Origin of the sequence: Halomonas sp. (assembly GCF_031581305.1) — a bacterium.
Taxonomy (GTDB): domain Bacteria; phylum Pseudomonadota; class Gammaproteobacteria; order Pseudomonadales; family Halomonadaceae; genus Halomonas.
Genome location: NZ_JAVLBC010000204.1, coordinates 1 through 5,519 on the forward strand (window position 1 = coordinate 1; position 5,519 = coordinate 5,519).

Annotated in this window: 7 protein-coding genes and 1 pseudogene; 5 read left to right on the top strand and 3 right to left on the bottom strand. The window is 66.7% G+C overall.

Features of this window, described 5'->3' with window-relative positions:
• Both RI841_RS13930 and gloB read right to left on the bottom strand, forming a co-directional pair.
• Positions 1-913: transglycosylase SLT domain-containing protein (locus RI841_RS13930; protein WP_310706233.1), on the bottom strand; the 913-nt coding region annotated here is incomplete at its 3' end.
• Between the two features lie 73 nt (positions 914-986).
• Positions 987-1,754 (bottom strand): hydroxyacylglutathione hydrolase, encoded by a 768-nt coding sequence (gene gloB / locus RI841_RS13935; protein WP_310706234.1) that lies wholly within the window; start codon positions 1,752-1,754, stop codon positions 987-989.
• A gap of 96 nt (positions 1,755-1,850) precedes the next feature.
• On the opposite strand from gloB, the gene RI841_RS13940 reads away from it, so the two are divergent.
• The 4 genes from RI841_RS13940 to nudC are packed head-to-tail and all read left to right on the top strand — an operon-like array spanning position 1,851 to position 4,660.
• On the top strand, positions 1,851-2,624 hold the full coding sequence (locus RI841_RS13940; RefSeq protein ID WP_310706235.1) for a methyltransferase domain-containing protein: 774 nt from the start codon (positions 1,851-1,853) through the stop codon (positions 2,622-2,624).
• Positions 2,617-3,087, top strand: a complete 471-nt coding sequence (gene rnhA / locus RI841_RS13945; RefSeq protein WP_310706236.1) for a ribonuclease HI — start codon at positions 2,617-2,619, stop codon at positions 3,085-3,087. Before RI841_RS13940 ends, rnhA begins: the two co-directional genes overlap by 8 nt.
• Before the next feature lie 38 nt (positions 3,088-3,125).
• Positions 3,126-3,887, top strand: a complete 762-nt coding sequence (gene dnaQ / locus RI841_RS13950) for a DNA polymerase III subunit epsilon (protein WP_310706237.1) — start codon at positions 3,126-3,128, stop codon at positions 3,885-3,887.
• Positions 3,887-4,660, top strand: coding sequence for an NAD(+) diphosphatase (gene nudC / locus RI841_RS13955; protein WP_310706238.1), 774 nt, complete (start codon positions 3,887-3,889; stop codon positions 4,658-4,660). The genes dnaQ and nudC overlap by 1 nt, the downstream gene beginning before the upstream one ends.
• Before the next feature lie 39 nt (positions 4,661-4,699).
• Here nudC and RI841_RS13960 read toward each other — a convergent pair whose 3' ends face one another.
• Positions 4,700-5,011, bottom strand: coding sequence for an SCP2 sterol-binding domain-containing protein (locus tag RI841_RS13960; protein ID WP_310706239.1), 312 nt, complete (start codon positions 5,009-5,011; stop codon positions 4,700-4,702).
• A gap of 131 nt (positions 5,012-5,142) precedes the next feature.
• Here RI841_RS13960 and RI841_RS13965 point away from each other — a divergent pair.
• Positions 5,143-5,519, top strand: a pseudogene (locus RI841_RS13965) (protease SohB); the annotation flags it as partial.

Consider the following 5,519-nt stretch of genomic DNA (forward strand, 5'->3'; position numbering starts at 1 on the left):
CGAGCAGTCCCGGGTTGAGGTCGGCCAGGGCCGCCGGGGAAACCCCTGCCAGGCGAGCTGCCTCTCCGAGGTCCATGGGACGGATCACCGGCACCTCGGCGACGGCTGGCGCGGCCTCGATGCGCGGCAACTCGACCTGGTAGCGTTCCGGTTCGGCAATGATCGCCGAGATAGCGACCAGTTTCGGGACGTAGGCCATGGTCTCCCGCGGCAGCTTGAGGTCCCAGTAGGTGCCGGACCGACCTCGGGAGAGTGCGGCGCTGCGGGCACGGTTCACGGTGCCGGCGCCGGCATTGTAGGCCGCCAGGGAGAGCTCGATGTCGCCCTCGTACCACTGCTCGGCCTGCATCTCGATGTAGTCCAGGGCAGCATGGGTGGAGCGCGCCACATCCAGGCGACCATCGTAGCCGCCGCCGCGGCGCAGCCCCAGGGCATGGCCGGTGCCGGGCATGAACTGCCAGAGGCCGGCCGCGCCGCGATGGCTGCGGGCGGTAGGGTCGAAGGAGCTCTCGATGAAGGGGATCAGGGCGACCTCGCCGGGCAGCTCGCGCTCCTCCACGCGTTCGGTGATCCAGGCGAGCCAGGGTTTGGCGCGCTCGGTGATCTCGACGATGTTGTGGGGACTCTGGCGATAGTGGTCGATCCACTTCTGGACGCGGGGCTGGTCGACGTCCTCCTGCCACTGGAAGGCCGCGGCAAGGCGCGACCAGGCGTCTTGGGGCTCGAGGGCCAAGGCATCCCAGAAAGCCCCGTTCGAGGGCAGCGAAGCAGAGTGGCTTGCCGAATCGTCCTTGAAGGCCCCCTGGGGTATCGGTGAGGCCTGGCTGTTGCCGGTGGCGGCCAGCAGCGAACCCATCAGCGCGAGACAGCTGGTGAAGCCCAGGATCCGTCGACGTGTCGTATGGTAGGTCATCGAGAGGCGATCTCCTGGTCATGCAGGGGCCTGCCACCACGGGCAGGCCGTATGTCATCCAACAACGGCGATTTCAGAAGACATCCTTCCAGGCGCGCAGCGTGGTGAAGGTCGCCAGGTCGCTGTCGGTATCCCCATGCGCCGCGGCGGCCTGGCGGACGCCGGCCGCCGCACAGCGCAGGAAGGGATTGATGCGGCGTTCCCGACCCAGCGTGGTGGGCAGGGTGGGGCGGTCGAGCTCACGGGCTCGCTGGCACTCCGCCTCGGCAGCCTCGACATCGGCATTGTCCGGGTCGGCGGCGCGAGCGAACGCCAGGTTGGCCAGGGTGTACTCGTGGGCGGCGAACACCAGGGTGTCCTCGGGCAGGGGCGCGAGGCGCGACAGCGATTCATGCATCTGTGCCGGGGTGCCCTCGAAGAGCCGACCACAGCCGGCACTGAAAAGCACATCGCCGCAGAACAGCAGCGGAGGGATACCTGGCGTAAAGAAGCCGATATGATCCAGCGTGTGGCCGGGCAGGGCGAGGACTTCGAAGAGTCGGCCCATCACTCGCACTTCGTCGCCGTCGCCGACCCGCTCGTCGATGCCTTCAATCTCGGGGTTGTCCGGACCGATCACCCGCGGCGAGTAACGCTTGCTCAGTTCCGCCAGGCCGCCGGTATGATCGTGATGATGATGGGTGATCAGCACGGTGCCCAGCTCCAGCCCCTCGCGCTCCAGCCACTCGATCACCGGCGTTGCATCGCCGGGATCCACCACGCAGACTGCCGGGCTCGTGTCCTGGCGCAGCAGCCAGATATAGTTGTCGCTAAAGGCGGGTATCGGTGTCACGCTCAACATGGGCTCGGGGTCCTTGACGGTGGCGTTGCCGGACGCTGCCGCGATTCGTTGCGATATGGTTTACAAAACCCGGCACTGTGGAGGGAAAACGGCACTATGTCAAATTCGCGGGATCCCCACGCCCTGGCGCGGCTGGTCAGGGAGGGACGACGTTACTGGGCGTCGCCGGCGGGTCAGGCGTTGTGGCGGGCCGAGCGCGCCTGCCTGGGGCCGGTCTGCGAACGCCTCGTCGGGCGACACAGCCTGGAGCTGGGCATGGCACCCATGCTCAGCGACATCTGCCCGATCCGCCATGCCCTGGTCTGGTCACCCAACCGTGAGATGGCCGAGCACGACTCGACCCTGGTGTGCCCGCCGGATGCTTTGCCCCTCCCCGATGACAGCCTGAGCCTGGTGGTGGTCCATCACCTGCTGGAGGTGGTGACAGAGCCGCATCACATGCTGCAGGAGGCGGCGCGTGTCACTGCCGACAATGGCCGGCTGATGATCTTCGGCTGGTGTCCGTTGAGCGTCGGCGGGCTGTCGCGCGCCTGGCCGGGCAAGCGACGTCGCATGCCCTGGCATGGCCACTGGCGCTCTCCCGGACGGCTTGGCGACTGGCTGGCGTTTGTCGACTTCGAGATCGAGCGGGTAGACTATTGCGGTTTCCATCTGCCCGGCAGCCTGCCGCACAATACCATGCTGGAGACCCTTGGGCGGCGCCACAACCTGCCGTTGGGCGACAGCTACATGATTCATGCCCGCCGCCGGGCGCAGCTCGCCCAGTCGCAGCGTTCGCGCTTCGAGCTGGCTCGTCCCCTGGCCGGGCCGGCGCTGGGCAGCGTCACGCGTGTCGGGCCACAACCGGAAAGGAACCGCAAGGGTGACTGACAGACAGCACGCCGAGTCTCCGCAGACAGTGACCATCTATACCGATGGCGCCTGTCGCGGCAATCCCGGCCCCGGGGGATGGGGGGCGCTGCTGGTCAGCGGCCATCACGAAAAGGCGCTCAAGGGGTTCGAGGCGGTGACCACCAACAACCGCATGGAGTTGATGGCGGCGATCATGGCACTGCGCGAGCTCAAGCGCCCCTGCCGGGTGGCACTGTGGACCGACTCCGAGTACCTGCGCAAGGGTATCACCGAGTGGATCCACAACTGGATCAGGCGCGACTGGAAGACCGCTTCCCGCCAGCCGGTCAAGAACGCCAAGCTGTGGCGCGAACTCCACGAGGAGACCCAGAGCCACGCGATCGAGTGGCACTGGGTCAAGGGGCACAGTGGCCATCCCGGCAACGAGCGGGCCGACGAGCTGGCCAACGAGGCCATCGACGAGCACTGGGCCCGCACCTGACGCCGCGCCTTTCCCCTGCGAGCCGACGAGAGACAGTCATGCGTCAGATCATCCTGGATACCGAGACCACCGGCATCGACCCCCGTGACGGTCATCGCCTGATCGAGATCGGGGCGGTGGAGATGGTCAACCGCCGCCTCACCGGCAACCGTTATCATCAGTACATCAATCCCGAGCGGGACATCGAGGCCGAGGCCGTGGGCGTGCACGGCATCACCAACGAGCGGGTAGCCGAAGAGCCGGTCTTCGCCGAGATCGCCGATGCCTTCTGGGCCTTCATCGAGGGGGCCGAGCTGGTGATCCATAACGCCCCCTTCGACGTGGGCTTCATCGACCACGAGCTCGAGAGGCTCAACGTCCGGCGTGGCGAGCCACGGCTCGGCCCGGTGGCCGAGCACTGCCGCATCCTCGATACCCTGACCCTGGCACGCGACAAGCACCCCGGTCAGCGCAATAGCCTGGATGCCCTGTGCAAGCGCTACGAGATCGAGAACGGGCATCGTGTCCTCCACGGCGCCCTGCTCGACGCCGAGATCCTCGCCGACGTCTACCTGGCCATGACCGGGGGGCAGACCAGGCTCTCTCTGGATGCTTCAGCATCCTCAGAAGGGCGTGACGGTCAGCAGACAGGGCTGGCCATCCACCGGTTGTCTCTCTCTCCGGGGCAGCTTCGTGTCGTACCGCCCGACGAGGGAGAGCTGGTGGCTCATCGGGCCAAGCTGGAACGCATCCGCGACGCGGCCGGCGAGTGCCGCTGGGATGCGTATCCCGATCTGCCCGGCGGTGAGGCATCACGTTGATGCTGCGTCGGGAGCTGCCCAGCGAGGAGACGGCCGGGCGGGTCATTCGCCTGGCCCGGGGGCGCATTGCTCCGGGGGTCAATAAGGGCCCGCTGCAAGCCTTCCAGCCCTGGCATGATCGGATGCAACCGCTGTGCTGGTGGCAGGAAGAACCGGTGGCGCTCTCTCTGGAGGCGCAGCCGGGGGACGACTGGCTCGACGCTCGAACCTGGTTGGCCCGCCTGCCGGAATCCTGGTTTCCGCTGGTCTCCACGGCCCTGCAGGTGGCGGCCTGGCTCGACAACCACCGGTTCTGCGGTCGCTGCGGTGCGCCGGCGAGGCGTCTGGACGCTGAATTCGCCATGCACTGCGGGGCCTGCGGTCATCGTAACTATCCGCGCATTTCGCCCTGCATCATTACGCTGGTCACCCATGGCGAGTCGCTGCTGCTGGCCCGCAGCCCGCGTTTCCCCCCGGGGCGCTACTCGACCCTGGCCGGCTTCATCGAGCCTGGCGAGTCGGCCGAGGAGGCCGTCCGTCGCGAGATCTACGAGGAGGTAGGGCTCAGCGTGGGACGCGTCAGCTACTATAAGAGTCAGGCCTGGCCCTTCCCCCATTCGCTGATGCTGGGGTTTTTCGCCGAGGCGGCCAGTCGGCGCATCCGCATCGACGGTGTCGAGATCGCCGATGCCGCCTGGTTCAGCCCGCGACGCCTGCCTCAGTTGCCGCCGCTCTACTCGATCTCCCGGGCGCTGATCGAGACCCACCTCGGGGAGGTCGGGCCTCGGGGATAGCGGACTGACGCGACCCGCGGCGGGCCGGTCAGCCGGATCTCAGTGGTCGGGGAAAAGGCTGTTCAGTTGTGTCGCCAGCATGACATTGCCGGTAGCCTTCAGCTTGCCGGTCATGAAGGCGGTCATGCCGTTGATCTCGCCGTTCATTACCCCCTTGAAGGTCTCGCTGCTCATGCTCAGGCTGACCGAGGGATCGCCATGCTCGCCCTCGTGGACGTCCAATGTACCGTCATCCACGACCAGATAATGGTCGCCGGCGTCAGTGAAGTGGAACTGGAAGATTTCGTGCATACCGCTGGCAGCCTCGGCATCGAAGCGACGCTGCAGCTTGTCGATGGTGGTGTCTGACATGGGGATCCTTGGTCGCAGAGAGGTATTCTGTGCCAGAGCGTATTTGAAACGTTCGTTTTAATCAAGCGCCCTTGTGCCGGCGGGAAAGCCCCGGGCAGGATGTCAGGACAGCGAGACGAGAGGAAAAGGCAGTGAGCGAGTGGCTGACGGAATTCGGGATGTTCGTGGCGCAACTGTTGACCCTTGTGTTGGTCGGTGGCCTGGTAGTGGCCCTGATCCTGCGGGTCAGGGGCGAAGCTGGAGAGCGCACACGGCTGCGGCTCGAGGAGCTTAACGGCACGCGCCGCTACCGCCGTCGGCGGATGCAGCTGGCAGCCAGCCAGCCGGGGGCACGCAAGCGGCTGGCCAAGGCCTTCCGGCGCGATGACAAGGAGCATGACCGTCGCGGTCGCAAGGGTGACGGTGAGGTGTCTCCAACGGTCTGGGTGCTCGATTTCCATGGTGACATCAAGGCCAGCGGCACCGGACAGCTGGCCGAGGAGGTCTCGGCGGTGCTCGCGGTGGCTGG